The sequence below is a fragment of the Auritidibacter ignavus genome, from assembly GCF_003703835.1.
Lineage (GTDB): Bacteria > Actinomycetota > Actinomycetes > Actinomycetales > Micrococcaceae > Auritidibacter > Auritidibacter ignavus.
In genome coordinates, this window is sequence record NZ_RDQR01000026.1 from 1 (window position 1) to 22239 (window position 22239).

Sequence of the window (22239 nt, forward strand, 5' to 3'; positions counted from 1 at the left end):
AGGCACGTCGAGGTCTTTCAGATGGCTTGTGTAGGAACTTCCATCATCGGAAGGCCTCGACCTCTATCCAGCTATCGACGCGCCACTTCCCCGAGACCCCCGTCTACACCCTCGATTGTGAAGAGCCGCTTTAATGCGGTGCTGCGTTGACCACGGCGGTGGCCACGAGCGGGTTAGTGGCTAGCTTCGAGCGCTCGCAGGGTCGAGGGCGCATAACCGGAGCCAAACAGCACCGTGTGAACCAGTAGCGGAACCAGCTGGAAGACCGGGATGAGGTCCTCATCGACCGGAAGATAGTCGTAGGACTCCCAGCACTCGGGGCCGAACCCTCCGAATAGCGCCATCATCGCCAGATCTTCCATCGGGTGACCCCAGTGCGCGGACGGATCGATCAACCAGGAATAGCCGTGGCTATCCACTACCCGATTTCCAGCCCAGAGATCACCGTGCACTAATACCGGGATGGTGGCCGGGCCCAGACAGTCCTCGGTGATGCCGGTGGCCAATTCGAGTGCTCGATCTGGAAGTAGCCCCGCGGTGACGGCTTTCTGGGCCAGTGGAATCACCCGGCGGGTGATCAACGAGTCGTACAGCGTATCGCAGGCGGTAAAATCCACTGGCTTGGTCCCCCAAGAATCCTTGGGGCTGACGGTCCAGACCGCCGAAGTATCCCGGGGCGTCGGCCGCCGAGGTGCGGTGCAGGGTGGCCAGTTCGCGACCGAACTGCTTTTCTGGCTCGTCCACCGGTGGCCCGGCCACGGTCGCATCGGCAATGCGGGTGATGGTCAATGAGGTATCGGTCAGCTCGAGGACCTCTGGCACCCGCGCACCGTAGGAGGCGAGTGCGGTGAGTCCGGCAGCTTCACGGGCGAAGAAACCTGCCGGGGCATCCGGACGGGATTTGGTGAAGACCTCGGGGTCTGATGTGCTCATTCGGCACCCTCCCAGATCTCGTCGATGCGGTCCTCGGCTAACAGTGCGACGAGATGATCGCAGGCATCTTCAATGACGTCATACATGTGCTCGAAGGCATCGCGCCCCTGACCGTAGGGGTCATCGATATCTCCGGGCTGGCGTCGGGCCAGTGTGCCGAGCCGAACCACGCGGTCAGTGTCGGCCAGGGCGTGAATATCGGCGACGTTCATACCGTCCATGGTGAGAATGAGATCGGCACTGGCGACCAGCTCGGGGTTCAGCTGAGTTGCGGTGGTCGTAAACTCGTAGCCACGCTCGGTGCCGACGTCCTGGGTGAGCACGTGTGGTGGCTCGCCGATGTGATAGCCGGCGGTGCCGGCAGACGAGACGGTGAGGCCAGTGAGCCCCGCCTTGTCAATCTTGTCGTTCAATACGGCTTCGGCGGCCGGTGAGCGACAAATATTTCCGAGGCAAACGGTCATGATGTGCATGGCACCATCCTAAGACTTGAGGTCTGCCGGGTGGTGAGAGCGATCTTTATACTGGTGTGATGACTGCTGAACTGCGCATTCGCCCGGCCCGGACCTCTGATGTGTCGGCTATTCGTGCCATGGTGACTCCCTTGGCACACCAAAAAATCCTGTTGGATAAAGAGGCGGTGGCCTTCTACGAGGCGATTCAAGAATTCGTGGTCGCCGAAGATGCGAGCGGCACCCTGCTAGGTTTCGGCGCCTTGCACGTGATGTGGGAGGATTTGGCCGAAGTCCGGACTCTGGCCACGGCCCCGGAGGCTCGCGGTCGCGGGGTGGGATCACGGATCCTGGGGCAGTTAATTGAGCGCGCCACCCGACTGGGTGTGGACCGGATCTTCTGTTTAACCTTTGAGACGACGTTTTTTGCCTCCCACGGGTTCGAGGTGATGGCGGATCAGAGCACGTTGGATCCGGAGATCTTTGCCGAATTGTTGCGCTCAACCGATGAGGGCGTGGCCGAGTTTCTGGATTTGGCGCGGGTGAAACCCAATACGTTAGGCAATACGCGCATGATTCTGCACCTGGACCGCACAAATGATCACGCTCAAGGCTAAAACTGCCGGTGAATACCCGGTAAAAGCTTGTGAGCGTGGAATTAACTTGTTCTACTAAAAAATAAGCGATCGAAAGGAGAGATCATGAGCGCATCAGATAAGTTTGAAAACGCTGCCGAAGACCTGAAGGGCCAGGCTAAAGAAGGCATCGGTAAGGCCACTGGCGACTCCAAGACCCAGAACGAGGGTACTGCCGAGCAGCTGAAAGCCAACGCCAAGGACACTTTCGACAACGCCAAGGATAAGGTGGCCGACGGCTTCTCCTCGGCCAAGGACAAGCTCACCGGTAAGGACAAGTAAGCTGCGGATGCCTGACTTAGTGGCCGTTTCCTCATCGGGGAGACGGCCACAGGTATTTAAGGGAGTGTGAGGTGCTGTTTGGTGGCGACGATCAGACCGTCGTGGAGCAGCCCGGAGACACAGCGTTCCCACTGGCTGTCATCGGGGCAGTGGGTTCCCAGCTTGCCGGTTGCCGTCACCGCTGACCGTAGCTCGGCGCGGTCAACACTGTCGCGGGCGCGCAACAGACCCATAATGGCGCCACGCACCTGTCGGTCGGTGCCGTGCCAGGCCTGGCCGGTGGGCTGGTAGTCGGGATCGGGTTTTCCCGCTGCGATCCAGGCACATTCGGACAAGACCGGACAGGCTGCGCAGGAGGGCGAACGAGCGGTGCAGACCAGGGCGCCAAGTTCCATCACCGCTTTATTCCACTGATTCGCGGTGCTGGTGTCGTCGGGCATTAGCTGTTGTGCGAGCCGTTTTTCCGTGGCCGTCAATGAGGTGTGGGGTAGCCCTTTGCCGTTGACCAGTCGGGCATGGACGCGACGGATATTGGTATCGATCACGGTTTCAGGGATGCCGAAGGCGAAACTGGAGACTGCGGCGGCAGTGTAGTCACCGATGCCGGGCAGGCTACGTAGCTGTGCTGGGTCGGCCGGTACGGTGCCATGGAAACGTTCCACGAGAGCGGTGGCGGTGGATTGTAAACGTAGCGCCCGTCGTGGATAGCCGAGATTTCCCCAAGCGCGTAGCACCTCGGCGGTGGGTGCTTGAGCAAGGTCGGCGGGGGTGGGCCACCGGTGCATCCACTCGGTCCAGACCGGTAGCACGCGGACTACGGGGGTCTGTTGGAGCATCACTTCGGAGACCAGCACGCCCCAGGGGGAGCAGTCGGGTCGCCGCCAGGGCAGATCACGACCGTGGTGATCAAACCAGCGGGTGATCTTGTGGTGGAGAGCCGTGGTGTTCATCATCTTCTTTTTCTTGCCTCACTACAGTGGGAGCTATGGCTGAATCCTCCCGTCCGCATCCTCCCCAAGTGTATCGGCGTCGTCGCATCGTGGTGGGAACTATTGTGCTGCTCATCTTGCTGGGACTGGTGGCTTTGGGCGTCTGGATTGGCAGCCTGGTGTTTGGTGGGGATGATGAGCCGCAACAAAGTGCTCCACCCCCTCCGAGCGCGTCTGCATCGGTTAGTGGTTCACCGAGCGGGTCGGCGAGTGCTTCGGCCAGTGCCTCGGGGGATGCTCGCGAGTGTCGTTCCGGGGATGTGGCCGTGGAAGCGGTGACCGATCAGGACAGTTACGCTGCTGATGAGGATCCGGTTTTTGAGTTGCGAGTCACCAATACCTCGGATTCGGCGTGTCAGACCAATGTGGGGTCCAGTCAGCAGGATTATGTGGTGTCCGAGGTGGCTGATGACGAGACCTCACCGGTGTTTGCGACCTCGTACTGTCAGGTCGAGCCCGATGACCAGGTGGAAACTCTTCAGGCTGGTCAGGCGGTGTCGTCGACGTTTACCTGGGAGCGGATTGCCGCGGATTCGGGGTGCTCTGAGGTGGAGGACGATGTGCCCGATGGCACATATCAGCTGGTGGTCTCTCTCGGTGAGACGAGGTCTTCCCCCGCGACGTTCACCTTGACAGCAGAGGATGACTGATCATCCGGTGGGTGAGGCGCTCATCCCGTTGTCAGAGAGTTGCTGCGGGGTCACCTGCTGAGAGGCGGGCATGGCCTGTTCGAATTCGGCGCGGGTCGCGAAAATCATGCCCAGGGCCTCTGGGAGCGTGGAGGCCTGGTAGACCAGGAATCCGGGTTCGGGTTGGAAAACGGTGTCTCGGCTGGCTGGGATGACCGCGCGGTTGAAGCCTAACCGGGTCGCTTCGTTAATGCGACGCTGGATCCCGGGCACGGCGCGGAGTTCGCCGGTGAGCCCGACTTCGCCAAAGGTCACGAGCCCGGGTTCCACAGCCCGGTCGGTCGCCGAGCCGGTCAGCGACGCGGCAACGGCCAAGTCCGAGGCCGGTTCGCTAATGCGGATCCCGCCCACGGTGGAGACATAGACATCCCGTTTGGCAGCGGTGATGCCCATCCGGCGTTCGAGTACCGCGAGCAACATGTTGATCCGAGACGTCTCCATACCTGAGACGGCGCGTCGGCCGGAAGAGGTTTCCGTCTGTGCCAGAAGCGCCTGGATCTCGGTGAGCAGGGGACGATGACCTTCCAGGCTAACGCTCATGGTGGTGCCTGCGATGGTGGAGTGCCAGGAATTGGTGAATAACCCCGAGGGATCGGTCACGGAGGTGATCCCGTGGTCATCGAGCTCGAAGCACCCGACTTCGTCGGTGGAACCATACCGGTTTTTGACCGCCCGGACCATGCGCAACCGGGAGTGCCGGTCCCCTTCAAAAGTGCACACCACATCCACGAGATGCTCCAAGACGCGGGGGCCGGCGATCGAGCCCTCTTTGGTGACATGGCCGATCAGGATGGTGGCGATGTTGCGGGTCTTGGCCATATTAATCATCGCAGATGCGACCTCACGGATCTGGTTGACCCCTCCGGCGGTGCCGTCAACGTCGGCCGATTCCAATGTTTGCACCGAATCGAGAATGACCACGTCTGGGTCGACCGTTTCAACTTGTCCCAGCGCGTGGCCCAAATCTGTTTCCGCGGTGAGATACAGGGTCTCGGAGACCGCAGAAATTCGATCGGCACGCATTCTGACCTGGGCGGTGGATTCTTCGCCCGTAATATAAAGGACTCTGGCCGGGTGGCCATCCGGCCGGGTCATCTGGGTGAGCTGGTGGCCGAGAGTTAGCACCAGCGTAGATTTGCCGATACCGGGTTCACCGGCCAGGAGCACCACACCACCGGCAATCAGGCCACCGCCGAGCACCCGATCCAATTCAGGCAAGCCAGTGGGTTGGTGACGGGCCAGCGTTGCGTCAATATCCGAAATTTTTCGGGCTCGTTGTGTGGTAGAGATCGTACTGGCCTGAGTGCGCGGGGTGCTGGTTTCCGCTCCAGATTCCACCACGGTGCCCCAGGCCTGGCACTCACCACAGCGGCCCACCCATTTGGCGGTCATCCACCCGCACTCGGTGCAACGATACGCTGGCTTACGTGTCTTGGAGCTCATAGGCGCAAGCCTACTGGGCCCGAGGGGACAAGATTAGAGCTTGGGCAAAAACTCCGAGGCTTCCCGTTCGGGCACCCCGGTGGCTTGAATGAAATCGACCATCATTGGCCGAGCCAACATCACGAGCGCTTCGGCTTGGAGATCTCCGCCGGCTAGGTCGGAAGGCACGAGTCGCTGGGTGGCGGAGACAAAGGCCTCACGGGCGACTGCTAAGGAGCGACGCCTGCCGGGTAGTGCCGGTTCGGAGAGGCAACGCCCCATGATCGCGACGGCTTCTGCGGCTTCATCAAACCAGTCGGCTAGATCCGTGAACTGTTCATTGGTGAGCGAGGATTCATCGATGACGGTGATCAGTCGTCGGGTCACCAGTCGCAACGAGCCCAGAGCCAAGTCGGTCTTGGCGGCGGTGTCTTGGGTACCAGCTAAGAGTTCACGGGAGGTTTTGGCGGTCGGAGAGTAGGTTGCCAACTCTTGGGATGCCCGCAACGATTGGTGCACGGCATTCATCTGGGTTTGGGTATTGCGGGCGGCCACCAGCGTCATCCACGCTTCGCGAGAATCCTGGGCCCTCAGGGCCTTGGAACAATTCTGGAAAATTTCCGTGACCGTAGAGTACAGCGTATTGAAGTCCTTCACCGTGGCTCCGCGGAGATTTTTGGGCATGATCATCGTGATGACCAAGGCAAATACGCCACCGACCACCGCGTCGAGACTACGGGTAAATGGCCCACCCTCTGGTAGCGGTAAGAGCACCACCAACACCGCTTGCAGGGACATCTGGGTGGTGAAAATGACCCCGTTATCCAGAAAGCGGGCAATAATGATCGATACGAAGACCACCAACAGTGCCTGCAGATATCCCTGCCCCAGAAAAATCTGCATCAGATCACCAATCAAAATGCCCAGGGTGCACCCGATGGCGATCTCCAAGACTTTGCGTAGTCGGGTATCGCCTCCAAAACCGAGCGCGATCAAAGTGGCAGTGGAGGCAAATAATGGGTTGGTGTGACCCAAAACCACGCTCGCGAACGCATAGGCGGCCACCGCAGCAATCGCTGAGGTGGCTGCCGGCATCACGGCGGCCCGGGACCGGGCGAATCCGGCTACCGCGCGACGGCGTAAAAAACGCCCCAGCGACCGCAGAGATTCGGAGAACCGTTCGGGAAGCTGGGACACAGACATCATGGACTCTAGGGTATCGGTATTTCGTGGCCCGGCGATATCACCCACAGCACCCCGTCGGGTGGCCTATCACTAGGGACTATGAGATTAAGACCACATCCGAAAGCCCATATCTCCGGAATAGTTTACCTATTGTTCACTCAGTTAGATTTCGCATGTAACTTCCGGGCGGTAGCTTGATCGATGGTTCGAGGGTCGCACTCTAACTCTTGTGACCTATGCGTCGCATAGACGCGAATCATCTCGAAACATGTCATCGACTCGAAAGAGGCATAGAAGTGAAGCTTCGTCGTTTTGGCCGTGCAATGGCCGCCCTGTCCATTTCCGCCCTCGCTCTGACCGCTTGCGGTGCTGACAACGAAGGCGATAATGAGAACGCTGACAACGGTTCGTCTGAAGAAGGCGACCTGCTGACCATCGGCTCGGGTGAGCTGATCGGTGGTGGCGCTTCCTCGCAGGAATCCGCTATGACCGCTTGGTCAACCGGCATCAACGAGACCAATTCTGACCTGACCGTCAACTACGATCCAGTGGGCTCCGGCTCCGGTCGTGAAGGTTTCCTGAACGGTCAGTACTCGTTCGCTGGCTCCGATGCTGCTATGGATGCTGATGAGCAGGAACAGGCAACGGAGATCTGCGGTGACGCTGGGGTGTTCCACGTTCCGGCCTACATCTCCCCGGTTGCCGTGGCCTTCAACCTGGAGGGCGTCGACACCATCAACATGGACGCTGACACCATCGCCAAGGTCTTCACCGGCGAGATCTCCAACTGGAACGACCAGGAGATCGCTGACCAGAACGAAGGCGTTGACCTTCCTGACACCGCGATCACTGTGGTGCACCGTTCCGATGACTCCGGTACTACCGAGAACTTCACCGAATATCTGGCTGAAGCTTCCGACAGCTGGGACCAGGAGCCCTCCGATGCATGGCCTTCGGACTACACCGGTGAATCCGCTCAGCAGACCTCCGGTGTTGTTGACCTGACCTCCAGCACCGAAGGTGCTATCACCTACGCCGACGCTTCTCAGGTCGGTGACTTGGGTACCGTTGCTGTCGGTGTTGGTGACGAGTATGTGGAGTACTCCCCGGAAGCCGCTGCTAACGCTGCGGAAACCGCTGAGGAAGATCCCGATGCTGAAGGCGCACTCGAACTGGACCGCGAGACCGAAGAGTCCGGTGTGTACCCGATCGTGCTGATCTCCTACCACATCTTCTGCCACGAATACGACAACGAAGACACTGCTAACCAGGCTAAGAACTTCGCTGCCTACGTGGTCTCCGAAGATGGTCAGAACACCGCTGCTGACTCGGCCGGTTCCGCTCCGATCTCCGACGCCACCCGTGATGACGCCATGTCGCGCATCGAAGGCATCGGTGTTCAGGGCTAAGTTCCTGCCTCTCTGAGCGGGTACCGCTGAGAGACATATCTTGAAGTGTGCAGTCGTTGGTGGTTGTCTCAGCGGATGTGTGCCTGGGAAACCAGGGCGCATTGGTACGACAACCGCCGACGACTGCATCATTGTGTGCACCGGAAGCTTGTGATTCTCGTCTCCGCCACCACATATCACTAACCACCACAATTCAGGAGAGGTATCGTGTCCACCACTGCACCTGAGAAAAACCAGGATGGACCGGGCCCAGAGAAGCAGAATGAACCACGAGCCACGAATTCGGGCTCAGTCGCCGGGGATAAGGTCTTCTTTGGGCTTGCTATTGCCGCCGGTATCATCATTCTTCTCGTTCTGGCCTTCGTGGCAACCTTCCTGGTCATTGAAGCCCTGCCGGCTCTGTGGCCTGAAGTTTTCTCTGACCAAGACTCCATTCAAAGCGCTGATAACTTCTGGGAATATGTCTGGCCGTTGATGGCCGGTACCCTGATGGCATCGGCTCTCGCTCTGCTCATCGCCACCCCGATCGGCGTTGGCGTTGCGCTCTACATCTCCCACTACGCACCGCGTCGTATCGCTACCACCGTCGGTTACGTCATCGACCTGCTGGCCGCTATTCCCTCGGTTGTCTACGGTGCCTGGGGCATGACCTTCTTGGCACCGTTGCTGGTTCCCATTTACCAGTGGCTCGACGAGTATCTAGGATTCATCCCGCTGTTCGCCGGTGATGACAATGTGACAACCACCGGTCGTACACTGGCGACCTCCGGTGTTGTGTTGGCGGTGATGATTCTTCCCATCATCTGCTCGCTGTGTCGTGAAATTTTCGTGCAAACCCCGACCTTGCACGAAGAAGCCGCACTGGCTCTCGGTGCGACCCGCTGGGAAATGATCAAGATGACCGTGTTTCCCTTCGCCCGTGCCGGTATCGTCTCCTCGGTCATGCTGGCGCTGGGTCGTGCCCTTGGTGAAACCATGGCCGTGACCATGGTGCTGTCCGCTGGTGGGTTCTCGTGGTCGATGGTCACCTCGGGCAAGAACGCCACCATCCCCTCGGAGATTGCGCTGAACTTCCCCGAGGCCTTCGGAATGCGCCAGAACGAGCTGATCGCCGCCGGTTTGATGCTGTTCATCATCACCCTGATCGTGAACATGACAGCCCGCTGGATCGTCAACCGTCACAAGGAATTCTCGGGAGCTAACTAATGAGTACTACACAATCCCCTGATACCCGAAAGAGAAAGTCCTCGAAAAACGCACTGACGAAGGGTCAGAAGCCGTCGTGGACCTGGCTGGTTGTTGCGGCGGCCGCCCTGGTTGTGGGTGCGGCACTGTCTGCGTTGCTCTTCGAGAACTTTAGCGTAGTCGCGTGGATCATTTTCGCAGCGATCGTGTACGTGATCGCCATGTATTTCACCACCTACTCGTTGGAGAATCGCCGAAAGGCAACCGACGGGTTGTGGACCAACTTGGTGTGGTTGGCCTTCCTCATTGCGCTGGTGCCGCTCATCTCCGTGATCGTTACAGTACTGGGCAACGGTCTGCCAACACTGATCAACAATCCGGAAATCCTGACCAATGACATGAAGGGTGTTGCCGGGGCCGACGATATTGCAGCCGTCGAAGAGGGTGCCTCGATCGCCGGTGGTATTCTCCACGGTCTGGTCGGTACCTTGATGATCACGCTGGCCTCGACGATCATTTCGGTGCCGATCGGTTTGCTGGCTTCGATCTACCTGGTGGAGTACTCCAACGACAACTGGTTCGCATCGTTGATCCGGTTCTTCGTAGACGTGATGACCGGTATCCCCTCGATCGTTGCTGGTCTATTCGCTTTCGCTGGTATGACGCTGTTTATTCAGACCTTTATCTCCCAGTCTCCCTCAGCGTTGCAACAGGCCAAGACCGGTTTCACCGCGGCCATCGCGCTATCGGTGCTGATGATCCCGGTTGTGGTCCGTTCGACCGAAGAGATGCTACGTGTGGTTCCCAACGAGCTACGCGAAGCCTCCTACGCGCTGGGTGTGCGTAAATGGCGCACCATTGTCAAGGTGGTGATCCCCACCGCGATCTCGGGTATTGCTTCGGGTGTCACGCTGGCAATCGCTCGCGTGACCGGTGAGACCGCACCGATCCTGGTGACCGCAGGCCTCGCGACAAATGTCAACTGGAACCTGTTCGATGGCTGGATGACCGCACTGCCGGTCTACATCTACCGCCAGCTGATGAACCCGACGGCTCCGTCCCACTCCGACCCCTCGCACGCTCGTGCGTGGGCCGGCGCGCTGGTGCTGATCGTGATCGTGATGCTGTTGAACCTCATTGCCCGCATTGTTGCCAAGGCCTTCGCCCCGAAGACCAGCAAGTAATACTGACCTTTAGACTCGTAAGTCTTCAAGAGAGGACCACAAACATGGCAAAGCGTCTAGACGCTATCGATGTGAACGTCTACTACGGCGACTTCTTGGCCGTGGAGGGCGTGAACATCAACATTGAACCCCGCTCGGTAACTGCGTTCATCGGCCCTTCCGGTTGCGGTAAGACCACCTTCCTGCGCACCATCAACCGGATGCACGAGGTGCTGCCCGGCGCTCGCGTTGAGGGTGAGATCCTGCTCGATGGCGACAACATCTACGGCAACGGTGTTGACCCGGTGACCGTTCGTACCATGGTTGGTATGGTGTTCCAGCGCCCGAACCCGTTCCCGACCATGTCGATTCGGGAGAATGTGCTGGCCGGTTACAAGCTCAACGGTTCGCGACTGTCCAAGTCCCGCTCCGATGAAATCGTGGAGCGCTCGTTGACCGGTGCGAACCTGTGGAACGAAGTCAAGGACCGTCTTGACCGCCCCGGTTCCGGTCTGTCCGGTGGTCAGCAGCAGCGTCTGTGCATCGCCCGTACCATTGCGGTCGAGCCCGACGTGATCCTGATGGACGAGCCCTGTTCAGCTCTGGATCCGATCTCCACCCTGGCTGTGGAGGATCTGATCAACGAGCTGAAGAGCGACTTCACCGTGGTGATCGTGACCCACAACATGCAGCAGGCTGCTCGTGTGGCTGATAAGACCGCGTTCTTCAACATCCAGGGCACCGGCAAGCCCGGTAAGCTTATCGAATACGATGAGACGAACGTGATCTTCAACAACCCGTCCAATAAGCAGACGGAAGACTACGTCTCTGGTCGCTTCGGCTAGAACGCACTGTGGTTAGTGAGCATCGGCGTCAGGAGGTTTCCTCCTGGCGCCGATGTGCATCCCGCTCCTTTTTCCAGCGACGCAACGCCACAATGGTCAGCACGATGACCACGATCCACGCCACGACCACCAAAGCGCCGTGGAGGAAATCCGGGGTGGCAATAAAGCCCCCGATGGCTGCCAAAGAAACTTGGCCGGGAATCAGCGCGAGCCCGGAGGCCGTGACAAACACGCGCTGACTAATGCCGAAGACCCCGGCTCCATAGTTCACCGGCCAATAGGGGAAGCCGGGCATCAGGCGTAACGTAAACACCGCTTCAAAACCGGCACCATCGAGATGACGTTGAATCGATTCCGCCCGGGACCCCAGCAGTTTCAGCACGGTGGAGCGTCCTAAACCGCGGGCAATCCAGTAGGCGCCCCAACATCCGAGCATCGCGCCAATGATGGACAGGATACTGCCGAGAATTCCGCCGAAGAGTAGCCCTCCGGCCACCGCCATAATGGTGACCGGGATCGGGGTCAGTGCCACGAGGGCGTAGGCGCCGATAAAGATCACGATGGCCGCCCAGCCAAAGGAGGAGATCTGGGCTTGGAGTTCTTCCAGGTCTGGGAGCCGAACGTTGAAGGCCAGCCAGGTCATCACCAGGATGACAACGACCAGGGCGCCGTTTTGGAGCCAGCTTTCCCAGGGCGGACGGTCCGATTGACCGCTGGATTGCTGTGAGGTGTCGTCAGATGCCACAGAGAGTACTCTACGGAATTTCTGGATAGTGCGAGTGGATTCACCCAGAAGAGTTGGAGGATGCCGGGTCGGGAACGCCTCACGGCGCGTGGCCGCTCGAAGCGGCAAAATGTTTGGAGCCCGGGGGTTACCGCGACCCGACATCTAGTTAACATTCTGCCCCTTCGGCCCAAGGGTTGTCCAATACTGCTGTGGTTCTTAGTCCCACAGTGGGGAGAAACCTGCGGTGACCAGTAAGGCGGTGGCGCCACAGAGCACGACCGTCAGGACGTAGTAGATCCCGATGCGACCGGCTTGAGGCCAACGGACCGAATGGTGGCGTTGGTTGTGGCCGGCACCGACAACGGCACCGGCGGTGGTGAGTGAGGATGACAGTGGTAGTTGCAGGCCGAAGGCACCACCGATCAGCAGTGCCGCGGAGGTTAGTGAGGCGATCGAGGAACGCAACGGGTCAATGGTGACCAGACGCTCGGTGAGCGTATGGGCGATACGCCAACCTCCCAGGAAGGTGCCAGCGACCATGCAGACCGCGGTGGCAACGGGAATCCACCACGTGGTGCCCACCTGTAGCCCAGCCAGGGGGAGAGCCACCACTGTGATGGCGTAGATCCGGGCTCCGTATTGGATCCCGTGACCCAGTGCGTTGGCCGCGCCGGTGACCGCCAGAGTCATCCGTGCGCGGGGATTGACGGTGGACGGATTCACGTCGCGGGCCAACCATAAGGCCGGAAACGTCAGTACCCAGGCCAAGAGGCCACCGGCCAGCGGTGAAGCAACCAGTGAGACTAGTAACGCCCAGGTGGTCGGTCCCATGGCTAACCAGGGGATGTCATGGTTGCCGGTGAGCACCATGGCGAGTCCGGCGCCGAGGAGTCCGGCGGTGAGTGCGTGGGATGAGGAGGATGGGACGCCACGAGACCAGGTCAAAATGCCCCACGCTAAAGCGGTCGCCAGTGCAGCGGCAATGCCGAGCAACCCCAGCGGGCCTTCGGGGAAGTGGACACAGAATTCTTCCACCGCGAAGTCGATCAGTAAGGCCCCGAGAATCACGCCGATGACACGCATCGCTGCGGTGAGTAGTAGCGCACGGAAGGGGGTTAGGGCCCCGGAGCGTACCGGCAGGGCAATGGCATTGGAATTGTCGTGGCCGGAGAGCATGACCAGGAAACTCGCACCCAGTAGGGACACGAGGATGAGAAAGAAAACGGTATCGGGACTCAAGGGTTTAGGACTCCCGAACCAAAACTTGGCCGAGTGCGACGATGACCTGACGCACTGCTTCGAAGGCATCGCCCAGTCCCAGGGCTACTTCGCGTTGACGGTAGTAATGCCGCGCCAGCAATTCGGAGGCATCTTGGAGTCGCCAGCTCAGTAGCACTCGTTCGGCACGGTGGCCGAGGCGCTCCAGTTGAATCCAGGTGACCTCGAGCTGATCAAAATCCGTCAGTTGTGCCATGGCTGCTTTGAGCAAGTCGGATTGGCGGTCCAAGATTTCGAGGACATCCATGGCGGCGGTCGGCAGACGGTAGGACCGCGACTGATGAATGATCGATCCAACCAGGCAGGTGCGTTCGATGGCTCTGTTGAGGCCGTTAGAGATCAGGTACAGGTCTTGGCGGGGCAACGGTGTGACGAACGCGGAGCGCAAGCTGGTCAACAGGGCCATATGAAGGGAGGTGGCCCGTGAGTCGAGGGCTCCGAGCTGGGTATCGAGCTCTTCGGCGGCGTCGTGGCTGGCCCCGAAGAGCTGAGCTAATACATCCACCGACTGTTCAAAGGCGTCGGCCATGGACTCGAGATGGTCCAGTGCCGCGGATTGAGGAGAGAGCAGCCGAGTGAGAGAAGGCTTCATGTCGGCTGAGGATACCCTGTGAAGGTAAACAAGCTTATTGTGAGGCGGTCATGACGCTACGAGCGGTCATCATCGTCGAAGGCGCCGGCTCGATACAGTGAGGCCGAGGCGTCGAGTTGTTCGGCGGTGGTGAGCATTCTGCGTGAGCGTTGCACCATCGCTCGGGCCTGGGCCGGGTGGCCGGCATCGAGGTGCTCGGCGTGGTGTGCCATGCCCAAACTAATAATGCGTGCGTAGGCGGCTGCACGGTTGAGGGCGACGGCAAAGTCGCCGGAATACACCCCGGTCAAAATCTGGGAGGTCAGCGTCGAGAGGTCCTGAGCCGTGGGTGGTTCCACGGCACCGGCAATCACCCGGGAGACCTGGGCCTGATAGCCCGCGCGGTACCAGGCGGCCCATTGTTCCCCGTGTTGCTGGGTGCCTTGCTGCAGAGCATAGAGTCGCCACAGTGTGCCACCCAGGGTATGAGCCGGAGCATCCGACCAGAGCTGGGCCAGGGTATCCATGCCCACCTCATCGACCAGATCCACCAGGTTCTCCACTGACTGGTCGTCGTCGGCGTCCGTGTCTTGCCCGCCGGTCACCAGCGCGTGGGCGAGGGACTCGGCGGCTTCAGCCACCTGTTCGGCATCCGGGCCAGCGTGAATCCGGTCAAATATCTCTGGCGAATACAACACGGGTTTATGGAATGACACCGTAGCGATCCATCCTTTCGATCAGATTGACGAAACTATCGGAGGGCAGTCAAGGGCCTTACCGAGAGTGCAACGCCGAAACCAGTTTAAAACTTCCAGACACTTTGCGTTAGACTATTCTTCGGTCTTATCCAAGACCCGGGCCTTTAGCTCAGTTGGTAGAGCATCGGACTTTTAATCCGCAGGTCGAGGGTTCGATCCCCTCAGGGCCCACCAACCTCGGCACCGAATGCCACAACAAGAGGGGTGGCTCCCCGGAACCGCATGTCCTCAGCAAACTCAGGCACCGTGACCGGCATGCTTGGGAGTGAAGTGGCCCGCCGGTGACGAATGATGGGTACCTTAAAACCCGTCGAAATACACCGCATAGTGCGAGGCGCAACCCGGGTTGAACAGCGACCCACAGTCCGGACAGCGGCTGGCTTCGGTATATTGCGCGACGGTCATCAGCTTCGCGCAGACACCGCACAGTACGGCAGGTTCGTCGAAACGGTTGCGCGGCCACGGTTGCCGGACGTGATCAACGGTGTCGTCGTGGCACTGAAAGCACGGCCAGAAGGCCTCGTCGCAGCACCCGAAGCGTAGTGCGATGATGTCGAGGTCGGTGTGATAGTGCACGCACCGGGTTTGTTCGTCGACCACCGGACCGCGGATGTGCTCACGGGGATCACAGGCCATGTTCTGACCCTAGGGGCCAGACTCTTGCAGGGTCAACGTGCCAGCGGGTAAATCTTGTGAGCATGACCAACTCGCCCCAGTCTGTGACGGTGTTCTTTCCGGTGGTCGTCTCCGGTGTCGCTCGACTCAGTCCGTCGTTTGTGCGCGTTAGTTTCAGCGCTGATACGGATCCGAGGGCACTGGCCGGGGGGTATCGGCTAGCCGAGTATGGCGACCCCGGTTTTGACCAGCGGATCAAGATTTTCTTCCCGCAAGAAGGGGTGGCAGATCCCCGAGAGTCCTTGGCAACGATTCCCACCGGCCAGGGGTGGTTTGCCGCCTGGCACCACCTTGATCCGGACCATCGTCCGACGATGCGCACCTACACCACCCGTGCGGTCCACCGCGATGCCACCACGGGTGAGGTCGTGGTGGATGTGGACATGGTCTATCACGATCCGCTCGGGCCAGCCGCCCGCTGGGTCCGTGACGTGGCGGTGGGGGACCCGGTGGTATTGCTGGGGCCGAATACCGATCACCCGGGGCCATTGACCGGCATGGATTTTGTGCCGCCGGCCCAAACCGACCGGTATCTGATCGCCGGGGATGAGACCGCGGTTCCGGCCATTGCTCGCATTCTGGAGGACCTACCGTCTCACGCGCGCGGTACCGTCGTGGTGCAGGTCCCGCATCCCGAGGATGCGCGGTGTGTAACCTGTCACCCCGGATTTCAGGTGCACCTCGTCACTGTGGCGGAAGAGCAACCGGCCGGGTCTTCGCTGTCTGATAAGACGGTGGCGGTAGCTCGCGAGCTGGTAGAGCAGACCGGGGACCGGACGGCGGAGGAACTGACCACTTCAGACATCGTTGACGACGCGGACGAGCTCACTGGTGATGAGCCGGTGGTATGGGTGGTACCGCGTACCGCCAGGGGTGGGGCGGCGCTGAAATATACCCCACTCTACGTCTGGTTGGCCGGTGAAGCCGGCACCATCACCACGATCAGACGTCAGCTGGTCACTGAGCTGGGCATTGACCGACGTTCGGTGGCCTTTATGGGCTATTGGCGTCGCGGACGAGCGGAGAGTTGAACCTGCTAGACAAAGTTGACCAACAGCACGTAGCTGATGGTCCCGCACGCGATCGAGATCAGGGTCTTACGCCCAAAAAGCAGGTGGGAGGCCACCGTTACCCCAGCTGCGATGGTGGGTTTCCACCAGCGCGCCGGGTCATCGGTGATGGTTCCGGTGAAGATGGACAAGGCCAGAATCAGCAAGATGCCGGCCGGCATCCACAGGGCCATGATCGCCACCAGCTGGGAATTGCGCAGTGGCCTCAGCAATGCGAAAGGCAGCGCCCGCAGGGTGAACGTGATCGCCAAGATCACCACGAGGAGCCCGATGAGGTATCCGGTCGGTGGCATCGCCTCGCCGGTAAGGAGGTTACTGGCTAACAAAGCGGTCACCTCGTCGGGTTTTTGCGACTAGGTAGCGGATGATCAGTAGCACCATGAACGTGATCAGAGCCGTGAACAGCATCTGGTCGGGGGTGATCAGCATCGCGACGGCGAAGGAGGTCCCGGCCAGTAACAGTGAGGGCACCTGGGCGGTTGAGCGCACCGCATCCAAGGTGAGCGTGATGAACAGCGCACACAGCGCGAAGTCGAGCCCGGCGATCTGGCCGGGAATCAGAGCACCCAACAACGCCCCGGTGAGCCCACCGACAACCCAATAGATCTGCAGGCATACTTCCAGAGCGATCAGTCGCGGCCCGGTCCATCCGGTGGGATGGGCGACGGTGATGGCGTAGGCCTCATCGGTCATCGCATACATGGCATAGATCTTGGCCACCGGATTTTTCACCACGTGCAGTGGGAAGGAAAAGGCGTAGAACACGTGCCGAAAGTTGACGAACAGGGTGGTCAGCCCCACGGTGAGCAGTGCGGTGGTGTTGACCAGCATCTCGATCATGAGAAATTCCAGCGACCCGGCGTATCCGGTCAGCGACAGCGCGGGGGCGACCCAGGCAGCCAGACCGGATTGGGTCACGAGTAACCCGAAGGCCATGCCCAGCGGAAACAGGCCGAAGCCAACCGCCACCGAGAGTCGGGCGCCCTGGCTGATCTCAGCCCCGGTGCTCGGGTTCGAGTCAGTGGATTCATGGCCGGTGGTGCTCATTCCAATATCGTGTCACATTGACCACATCCGATACCACCGTTCCCGGGTAGGCAAGGGGACATAATAGGTCATCTAGCGGGGTGGTTTCGCGCTCGTGCGAGGGCTTCGATAGATTCGAGACGCACCTATGACGCCGCAGGCTCACACCGAAGGAGGAAATCGACCGTGCCCGTCTCCCCACGCAATGACGCTGTTCGTCCCTCGGGGATCCTCATGGTGTTGGGGTCGTGCTCCTCCCTGCAGTTCGGTGCCACCGTGGCGATGCAACTGTTCCCTGCGATCGGCTCCTGGGGCACGACCACCCTTCGCTTGGCGCTGGCCTGTGTCATTCTGTTGCTGGTCTTGCGCCCTCGGTTCTGGGGGTGGACGAAGACGCAGTGGACCTCGGTGATCTGGTTTGGGCTCGCCCTAGGCGGGATGAACGGCTTCTTTTACTCCGCGATCGATAAAATCCCGCTGGGTGTGGCCGTGGCCTTGGAATTCACCGGCCCCCTGGTGCTGTCAGCCATCATGTCGCGGGCCCGTCGCGACTTGATCTTTGTTGGTGCCGCAGCCTTGGGCATGGTGCTGCTCGGGGTGGAGTCCAGTTTTGGTGCGGCAAGCTTCGACCCGCTCGGGGTGGCCTTCGCGTTGATCGCCGGTGGATTCTGGGCGTTTTACATTATTTTCTCGGCCCGCACCGGCCAACTGGTGCCCGGTGGCGGAGGCCTGGCCGTGGCGATGGGGATCGGTGCGCTGGTGGTGTTGATTCCGGGTGCGCCCGGAGTCGCCGAAACCGCGGTTCGCCCGGAGCTGTGGCTGTTGGTGCTCGGTACGGCACTGTTGTCCTCGGTGGTGCCCTATTCGCTGGAATTGGCCGCCCTGCGACGGATCCCGACGCCGGTGTTCTCGATCTTGCTTAGCCTGGAGCCGGTGGTGGCTGCGGTGATCGGTTGGTTCATGCTGGACCAAACCTTCGGCTGGTTGCGCGCAGCGACCTTCGGGCTGGTGATCATCGCCAGTGTCGGCATTACCCGCAGTCAGGCCCGGCCCCGCCCGGAGTCCTTCGATGAGGAGAAACCGGTATCGCGCCATCGCGGTGGTGAAACAGCCTAGACTAGTGCTGGAGTATGCCGTGACTGTGCCCATCGAAAGATCGTTATGACTGCCACTTTGCCACCTGCCCGCTACCGTCGCGGCGCTGTGTGGGTACTGGTGGCCGTGATGACGCTGTTCACGGTGGTGCTTTCTGCCTGCGGGGTTAGTGTTGAATCCCAGCTGGAGTATCGTCAGGACGGGAGCGGTCAGCGCATCCTCCAGGTCGAGATTCCGGACGAGGTGTTTGACGAGACCGACCCGAATCAACGACAGGTCATCGAAGATAGTATTGAGACCCATCGCCCCGACCCGCTGATCTTTGACGGGATTGCCCACAACACTGGCACGAATGCGGTGGCAGAATTCCGCCTGGAGTTCGCTTCCCTGGATGACTATCAAGGCCAGGTCAACCAGCTCCTGCACGCCTCTGACTACGCCGGTAGCACCGAGATCGAGGCCGAGATCTCTCACGGCACGCTCACCGACACCTGGGACATCAACGAGCCCTTTACGGTCGCGGATCTGCTTGGCTGGCTACCGGCTGGGCTGGAAGCCGATGGCGTGGTGACCGGCTCGCAACGCCAACAACTCGCCGACGGGTTGCAAAATGGGGCCACCAATGAGCTGGTGATTGACGGGGAGCAGTACGCTTCCGAGGATGACCAACGCCTGCAGGTCAGCGGGGAAGAGTCCTTCGGCTATGACCGGGTCGAGGTGGATCTGACGGTGACCGAATCCGGACCCATCGTCGGTGAGATCCGGCTGCACGGCGGCTCCGGGGGAGAAACCGGCGACCAGCGACGCGCTGAGTTCCTCGACCAAGCGCCCGAGCGGCTCGCCATGGACGGGGTCTCTGATGTGCATCTCGAACACGGCCACGACCAGCTACGTTTCACCGCCGCGGACTTGTCGACCGCCGGTGAGTTGGTGGCACAGTTCGTGGGTAATACCGAGCTGAGTCTGCAGGTCAGCGACCAGGCAGTGGATGACAACCATTCCGAATTCACCGTGACCGGCCAGAATATCCAGTGCGGTAGTACGTGTCAGGCCTCCGAGAACGCGGTGACGTTCTCGCTACGGCTACCGGCCGACTACCGGCTACAGTCCGATACCTCCACCTCAGCCAGCAGCACCGAGCTGTCGGGAGACTTTACCCAGGTCTATCTGCGGGAACGCATCGTGGAATCCCTCCACGTGGAGACCGCACTGGGCTTCACCGGGTCGGTGGACCAGCGCTACGAGCTCACCTTGGTCGAGGACCCCAGCGACTCCGGGGTCCAACACCTGAAAGAGGCCCTGGAAGCCGTGGCGCTGGACGAAGAACACCGAGACGGCCAGACCCTGCTGAGCTTTAGCCTCGCCGGATCCGACGCCGCACAGCTGTCGGAACGGATCGAAGAGATTGCCCCGGGTGCCCACCTGTCCCGCCAGAACGACGCCGGGCTGATCTGGCCCAACTACACGCTGCGCGCAGACCTCCGCCCAGTACTGGGCAGCATTCCGGCCGGGGTCGAACAGCCCGTGACTCACACGGTGCGCCTGCCGTGGATGCACCGTAGCGTGACCGTTGATGACCAGGGGTCCGAACAGGGGGCCGAGATCGAGCTGACCGGTGACCAGGCGCTGACCTTCACCGCCGGGCTGACCGGTCCCACAGTCCTGGGGGCGACGTTGCTGGTGGTGATTGCGATCCTGGTGCTGGTGGTGGCGATTCTGCCACTGATCATCACCATCATCCGGTCACGTCGCGCCCGCCGAGCGGCTGAAACCCGCCCCATGTTGGATCCGGGTCCACCGCTGATGGCAGCAGCGAATACGGCCGGGCCGACCAATGCAGGCATCACCACACCGTTCGTGCAACGGCCCTATCCGGACGAACAATATCCCGACACTTCACTACCCGACCCCGCGCGGCTCGAGCAGTTCGACGACGAGAAGGGCGACGATCGTGGCTAAGTCTCCGCAGTTGGTGCCGGAAGCACTCGAAACTCCCGGCGAGCTCACCTCCCGCCGGCCACTGAAGGACCCCGCAGTGATCATCGCGATCATCACCGTCGCACTTGCGGTGCTGGCCGGCGTGAGCCAGCTGATGGCCGAAGTCACCGCAGCGTCCGGGTGGAACGTGGCCAGCATCGTGGCCTCGGTGGCCGGCATCTTGCTGGCCGCGACCCGTTTTGCGGTCTCAGCTGCCGCCCATGGTGTGGTGGGGCGACTTACCGACGATGTGCTGGCAGCCCTGGCGGTCATCCTCTGCGCTGCCGCCGGTGAGCCGGTGGGTGCGGTCTGGCTGACTGCCGGCTATTTGGTGGTCCGGACCTTTCTCTTACGTCGGTGGGACCACGTGCTGGTGCACTTCCAACGCCTTGCGGACCTTGAATCCCCGGGTCCGGATCACACGGTGGTCACTCGGGCACAGCTTAAACGTTCCCGCGTGGTGCGACGAGTCGACCGATGGGCCGAACGCGCCCGTCGGGTGGCCGTGATGTTGGCAGTCGTCATCGTGCTGTGGGGATTCTGGATTGAACACCCCACCTTTTGGGCTCCGGTGGCCAGCGTCGTGCTCCTGGTGCTGTCCCCGGCGGCGATCACCGCTGCCAGCTGGCTTCCCGCCCTGACCTTCATGGCCCGGGCCGCCGAAGCCGAGGTCCTGGTTCGCTATCAGGCGGCCGTGACCTCGCTGGCCACCATCCGTAACCTGGGGTTGGATAAAACCGGTGCGCTGACCTCACTGGAACCCACCGTGGTGGAGGTCGTCGGCTCCGACCGGGCCGAGGCGGACCGAGTGCTGGCGCTGGCTGCCGCGGTGGAACAACACTCCGTGCACCCCCGCGGTGCCAGCATTGTGACCCACTTCCGTCAGACCAGCTCTGCTCTACCCAGCACCGCCCAGCCCGAGCTCTGGCCGGCTACAGAGGTGGTCGAGCACCCCGGCCGCAGTATTGCCGGGAGCGTGACCACCCCGGAGGGCTCCTCAGTCTTCGTTCAGATCTCCTCACCACGCTGGGTGCGCGCCGGCGCGCTCGGGACCGAGATCGACCGACTGCAACACGCCAATTACACCGTCGCGGTGGTCTCGGCCGACCAACGCCCGATCGGGGTGATCGCCCTGACCGACACGTTGCGCGAGGACGTACCGGAAACTGTGGCCGAACTGCACGAGCTGGGCTGTCAGCTTACGGTGCTCACCGCCGATAACCAACGGGCGGCCCAACAACTGGCCAGTGCCGCCGGAATCACCGACGTTCGTGCCCAGCAACGCCCCGAAGAAAAAGCCGTCACGATTGCGGCCCTGCGCGAACACGCCCGCACCGGGATGATCGCAGCGTCGGTGACCGATGCGCCGGCCCTGCGGGCAGCCGAAGTAGGACTCGATGTCGCCACCGACCCGATTCGCCCCGATCCCCACGCCCCGGTGTCTGAGGGCATTGATATTCACCTGGGGCCCAGCAACCTGCGATTGGTCCCCACCCTGATCCGCATGGCGCGCGCCATCCACCAACGGACCCTGCGGAATCTCACGGCGACGATCGTGGGTGTGGCGCTGTGTCTGCTGGGGGCCGTGAGCGGGTTGGTGCCACTTCCGGTGATCACGGTGGTCTATGTGGCATATTCCGTCTGGGTCTCGCGTCGTAGCTTAAAGATCACAAATTGGTCACAATATTCCGGAACCACAAGACGCTAAAGAAGTGTTGTGGATCATAATAGGTGTATCGAGGGTCAGTGCATCGGCGTGACAGTGCCCCAGGTATCTCGTACTGCCAAATTACCTGAATTGTCACAGGATTAACGGCAGGTCACAACTTCATCACTGCCCCTTGCACGCTCCTGGTGGGTCCGTAGACTGAAA

Annotated in this window: 24 protein-coding genes and 1 tRNA gene; 12 read left to right on the plus strand and 13 right to left on the minus strand. The window is 60.9% G+C overall.

Annotated features, from left to right (window positions below; translation table 11 throughout):
• Positions 1 to 173: 173 nt before the first annotated feature.
• From DYI20_RS12685 to DYI20_RS10795, 3 genes are read right to left on the minus strand one after another with little or no spacing between them, the layout of a single operon-like run.
• Entirely contained in the window at positions 174 to 506 is a 333-nt protein-coding gene (locus tag DYI20_RS12685; RefSeq protein ID WP_243857655.1) for a fructosamine kinase family protein, read from the minus strand.
• Positions 442 to 933: a protein kinase family protein gene (locus tag DYI20_RS12690; RefSeq protein WP_243857653.1), complete on the minus strand. Its 492-nt coding sequence runs from the start codon at positions 931 to 933 to the stop codon at positions 442 to 444. The genes DYI20_RS12685 and DYI20_RS12690 overlap by 65 nt, the downstream gene beginning before the upstream one ends.
• A complete protein-coding gene (locus tag DYI20_RS10795; RefSeq protein ID WP_243857651.1) occupies positions 930 to 1397 on the minus strand; it encodes a low molecular weight protein-tyrosine-phosphatase in 468 nt (155 codons plus the stop codon). Before DYI20_RS10795 ends, DYI20_RS12690 begins: the two co-directional genes overlap by 4 nt.
• A 68-nt stretch (positions 1398 to 1465) precedes the next feature.
• Here DYI20_RS10795 and DYI20_RS10800 point away from each other — a divergent pair, with 68 nt between their 5' ends.
• Positions 1466 to 2002 (plus strand): amino-acid N-acetyltransferase, encoded by a 537-nt coding sequence (locus DYI20_RS10800; protein WP_110099965.1) that lies wholly within the window; start codon positions 1466 to 1468, stop codon positions 2000 to 2002.
• A gap of 84 nt (positions 2003 to 2086) precedes the next feature.
• The gene (locus DYI20_RS10805) at positions 2087 to 2302 is read left to right on the plus strand and encodes a CsbD family protein (RefSeq protein WP_110099966.1); all 216 of its coding nucleotides are present in this window, start codon (positions 2087 to 2089) and stop codon (positions 2300 to 2302) included.
• Positions 2303 to 2358: 56 nt separating this feature from the next.
• On the opposite strand, the gene DYI20_RS10810 is transcribed toward DYI20_RS10805, so the two are convergent.
• Positions 2359 to 3255, minus strand: coding sequence for an HhH-GPD family protein (locus DYI20_RS10810; protein ID WP_122549490.1), 897 nt, complete (start codon positions 3253 to 3255; stop codon positions 2359 to 2361).
• A 32-nt stretch (positions 3256 to 3287) separates the two neighbouring features.
• Between DYI20_RS10810 and DYI20_RS10815 the strand changes: the two genes are divergently transcribed.
• Positions 3288 to 3941, plus strand: a complete 654-nt coding sequence (locus DYI20_RS10815) for a hypothetical protein (RefSeq protein WP_122549491.1) — start codon at positions 3288 to 3290, stop codon at positions 3939 to 3941.
• Here DYI20_RS10815 and radA read toward each other — a convergent pair whose 3' ends face one another.
• Together radA and DYI20_RS10825 are read right to left on the minus strand one after the other, a co-directional pair.
• On the minus strand, positions 3942 to 5423 hold the full coding sequence (gene radA / locus DYI20_RS10820; RefSeq protein ID WP_110099969.1) for a DNA repair protein RadA: 1482 nt from the start codon (positions 5421 to 5423) through the stop codon (positions 3942 to 3944).
• 33 nt (positions 5424 to 5456) lie between these two features.
• Complete coding sequence (locus tag DYI20_RS10825; RefSeq protein WP_122549498.1) at positions 5457 to 6608, minus strand: FUSC family protein; 1152 nt, start codon at positions 6606 to 6608, stop codon at positions 5457 to 5459.
• Positions 6609 to 6883: 275 nt separating this feature from the next.
• Between DYI20_RS10825 and DYI20_RS10830 the strand changes: the two genes are divergently transcribed.
• The 4 genes from DYI20_RS10830 to pstB all read left to right on the plus strand — a co-directional run bounded on the left by DYI20_RS10830 (position 6884) and on the right by pstB (position 11189).
• The gene (locus tag DYI20_RS10830) at positions 6884 to 7996 is read left to right on the plus strand and encodes a phosphate ABC transporter substrate-binding protein PstS (protein WP_110099971.1); all 1113 of its coding nucleotides are present in this window, start codon (positions 6884 to 6886) and stop codon (positions 7994 to 7996) included.
• Positions 7997 to 8200: 204 nt separating this feature from the next.
• Positions 8201 to 9202 (plus strand): phosphate ABC transporter permease subunit PstC, encoded by a 1002-nt coding sequence (gene pstC / locus DYI20_RS10835; RefSeq protein WP_369860306.1) that lies wholly within the window; start codon positions 8201 to 8203, stop codon positions 9200 to 9202.
• On the plus strand, positions 9202 to 10365 hold the full coding sequence (pstA, locus tag DYI20_RS10840) for a phosphate ABC transporter permease PstA (RefSeq protein ID WP_110099973.1): 1164 nt from the start codon (positions 9202 to 9204) through the stop codon (positions 10363 to 10365). Before pstC ends, pstA begins: the two co-directional genes overlap by 1 nt.
• 44 nt (positions 10366 to 10409) lie before the next feature.
• Positions 10410 to 11189: a phosphate ABC transporter ATP-binding protein PstB gene (pstB, locus tag DYI20_RS10845; protein ID WP_110099974.1), complete on the plus strand. Its 780-nt coding sequence runs from the start codon at positions 10410 to 10412 to the stop codon at positions 11187 to 11189.
• 28 nt (positions 11190 to 11217) lie between these two features.
• Here pstB and DYI20_RS10850 read toward each other — a convergent pair whose 3' ends face one another.
• The 4 genes from DYI20_RS10850 to DYI20_RS10865 all read right to left on the minus strand — a co-directional run bounded on the left by DYI20_RS10850 (position 11218) and on the right by DYI20_RS10865 (position 14481).
• On the minus strand, positions 11218 to 11934 hold the full coding sequence (locus DYI20_RS10850) for a TVP38/TMEM64 family protein (RefSeq protein ID WP_233242770.1): 717 nt from the start codon (positions 11932 to 11934) through the stop codon (positions 11218 to 11220).
• Positions 11935 to 12132: 198 nt separating this feature from the next.
• On the minus strand, positions 12133 to 13155 hold the full coding sequence (locus tag DYI20_RS10855) for an inorganic phosphate transporter (RefSeq protein WP_158278401.1): 1023 nt from the start codon (positions 13153 to 13155) through the stop codon (positions 12133 to 12135).
• 4 nt (positions 13156 to 13159) lie between these two features.
• The gene (locus DYI20_RS10860; RefSeq protein WP_110122595.1) at positions 13160 to 13723 is read right to left on the minus strand and encodes a hypothetical protein; all 564 of its coding nucleotides are present in this window, start codon (positions 13721 to 13723) and stop codon (positions 13160 to 13162) included.
• Between the two features lie 119 nt (positions 13724 to 13842).
• A complete protein-coding gene (locus tag DYI20_RS10865) occupies positions 13843 to 14481 on the minus strand; it encodes a hypothetical protein (RefSeq protein WP_208392210.1) in 639 nt (212 codons plus the stop codon).
• Positions 14482 to 14621: 140 nt separating this feature from the next.
• Here DYI20_RS10865 and DYI20_RS10870 point away from each other — a divergent pair.
• A tRNA-Lys gene (locus DYI20_RS10870) sits at positions 14622 to 14697 on the plus strand.
• Between the two features lie 126 nt (positions 14698 to 14823).
• Here DYI20_RS10870 and DYI20_RS10875 read toward each other — a convergent pair.
• Positions 14824 to 15159: a CHY zinc finger protein gene (locus DYI20_RS10875; protein WP_122549492.1), complete on the minus strand. Its 336-nt coding sequence runs from the start codon at positions 15157 to 15159 to the stop codon at positions 14824 to 14826.
• A 62-nt stretch (positions 15160 to 15221) separates the two neighbouring features.
• On the opposite strand from DYI20_RS10875, the gene DYI20_RS10880 reads away from it, so the two are divergent.
• Positions 15222 to 16229 (plus strand): siderophore-interacting protein, encoded by a 1008-nt coding sequence (locus DYI20_RS10880; protein WP_122549493.1) that lies wholly within the window; start codon positions 15222 to 15224, stop codon positions 16227 to 16229.
• A gap of 5 nt (positions 16230 to 16234) precedes the next feature.
• On the opposite strand, the gene DYI20_RS10885 is transcribed toward DYI20_RS10880, so the two are convergent.
• The gene (locus tag DYI20_RS10885) at positions 16235 to 16561 is read right to left on the minus strand and encodes a branched-chain amino acid transporter permease (RefSeq protein ID WP_110101555.1); all 327 of its coding nucleotides are present in this window, start codon (positions 16559 to 16561) and stop codon (positions 16235 to 16237) included.
• A 19-nt stretch (positions 16562 to 16580) separates the two neighbouring features.
• Entirely contained in the window at positions 16581 to 17315 is a 735-nt protein-coding gene (locus tag DYI20_RS10890) for an AzlC family ABC transporter permease (protein ID WP_122549494.1), read from the minus strand.
• Positions 17316 to 17480: 165 nt separating this feature from the next.
• On the opposite strand from DYI20_RS10890, the gene DYI20_RS10895 reads away from it, so the two are divergent.
• Genes DYI20_RS10895 through DYI20_RS10905 form a run of 3 tightly spaced genes read left to right on the plus strand, consistent with a single transcriptional unit; the run spans position 17481 to position 22074 of the window.
• Entirely contained in the window at positions 17481 to 18410 is a 930-nt protein-coding gene (locus DYI20_RS10895; protein ID WP_122549495.1) for an EamA family transporter, read from the plus strand.
• Between the two features lie 45 nt (positions 18411 to 18455).
• Positions 18456 to 20348, plus strand: a complete 1893-nt coding sequence (locus DYI20_RS10900) for a hypothetical protein (protein ID WP_122549496.1) — start codon at positions 18456 to 18458, stop codon at positions 20346 to 20348.
• Positions 20341 to 22074, plus strand: a complete 1734-nt coding sequence (locus DYI20_RS10905; protein WP_110101552.1) for an HAD-IC family P-type ATPase — start codon at positions 20341 to 20343, stop codon at positions 22072 to 22074. The genes DYI20_RS10900 and DYI20_RS10905 overlap by 8 nt, the downstream gene beginning before the upstream one ends.
• Positions 22075 to 22239 lie beyond the last annotated feature (165 nt).

Coding starts and splice junctions, on each gene's coding strand:
- pstB (WP_110099974.1), top strand. CDS start 10,410: ATGGCAAAGCGTCTAGACGCTATCGATGTGAACGTCTACTACGGCGAC.
- DYI20_RS10880 (WP_122549493.1), top strand. CDS start 15,222: ATGACCAACTCGCCCCAGTCTGTGACGGTGTTCTTTCCGGTGGTCGTC.
- DYI20_RS10885 (WP_110101555.1), bottom strand. CDS start 16,561: ATGCCACCGACCGGATACCTCATCGGGCTCCTCGTGGTGATCTTGGCG.
- DYI20_RS10810 (WP_122549490.1), bottom strand. CDS start 3,255: ATGATGAACACCACGGCTCTCCACCACAAGATCACCCGCTGGTTTGAT.
- DYI20_RS12690 (WP_243857653.1), bottom strand. CDS start 933: ATGAGCACATCAGACCCCGAGGTCTTCACCAAATCCCGTCCGGATGCC.
- pstA (WP_110099973.1), top strand. CDS start 9,202: ATGAGTACTACACAATCCCCTGATACCCGAAAGAGAAAGTCCTCGAAA.
- radA (WP_110099969.1), bottom strand. CDS start 5,423: ATGAGCTCCAAGACACGTAAGCCAGCGTATCGTTGCACCGAGTGCGGG.
- DYI20_RS10795 (WP_243857651.1), bottom strand. CDS start 1,397: ATGACCGTTTGCCTCGGAAATATTTGTCGCTCACCGGCCGCCGAAGCC.
- DYI20_RS10815 (WP_122549491.1), top strand. CDS start 3,288: ATGGCTGAATCCTCCCGTCCGCATCCTCCCCAAGTGTATCGGCGTCGT.
- DYI20_RS10805 (WP_110099966.1), top strand. CDS start 2,087: ATGAGCGCATCAGATAAGTTTGAAAACGCTGCCGAAGACCTGAAGGGC.
- DYI20_RS10825 (WP_122549498.1), bottom strand. CDS start 6,608: ATGATGTCTGTGTCCCAGCTTCCCGAACGGTTCTCCGAATCTCTGCGG.
- DYI20_RS10860 (WP_110122595.1), bottom strand. CDS start 13,723: ATGGCCGACGCCTTTGAACAGTCGGTGGATGTATTAGCTCAGCTCTTC.
- DYI20_RS10900 (WP_122549496.1), top strand. CDS start 18,456: ATGACTGCCACTTTGCCACCTGCCCGCTACCGTCGCGGCGCTGTGTGG.
- DYI20_RS10800 (WP_110099965.1), top strand. CDS start 1,466: ATGACTGCTGAACTGCGCATTCGCCCGGCCCGGACCTCTGATGTGTCG.
- DYI20_RS10890 (WP_122549494.1), bottom strand. CDS start 17,315: ATGAGCACCACCGGCCATGAATCCACTGACTCGAACCCGAGCACCGGG.
- DYI20_RS10875 (WP_122549492.1), bottom strand. CDS start 15,159: ATGGCCTGTGATCCCCGTGAGCACATCCGCGGTCCGGTGGTCGACGAA.